The organism is Salmonella sp. SAL4457 (assembly GCF_046548235.1).
Classification (GTDB): domain Bacteria; phylum Pseudomonadota; class Gammaproteobacteria; order Enterobacterales; family Enterobacteriaceae; genus Salmonella; species Salmonella enterica.
The window spans coordinates 1-244 of the sequence record NZ_JBGDZO010001164.1 but is presented as its reverse complement, the minus strand read 5'-3'; the positions used below and the strand labels follow the sequence as shown (position 1 = coordinate 244).

The window sequence follows — 244 nt, the reverse complement described above, 5'->3', positions numbered from 1 at the left end:
GAGCAGGGTGTCGATGAGCATGAAGCCGGTCTTCGGCTCCACCTCATACAGCACGCCGATACGGTCAGAAACAGGAGTCCAGCCTAATGAAACGGAAAAGAGCATGATCAAGAGCAGGCCCCACCAAAAAATCGGCATTGAGTAGCCCGCTAGAGATATTGTCATTACTCCGTGGTCAAAAATCGAACCTCGCTTGAGTGCGGCTACCACTCCTGCTAGGAGGCCGAGTGTGCCGGCAAAAAGC

The 244-nt window shown here is 53.7% G+C and carries 1 protein-coding gene; it reads right to left on the bottom strand.

The annotated features are described in order from the left end of the window. A partial coding sequence (locus tag ACLJNW_RS27835; RefSeq protein WP_410961821.1) for an ABC transporter permease subunit occupies window positions 1-244 on the bottom strand: 244 nt, incomplete at both ends.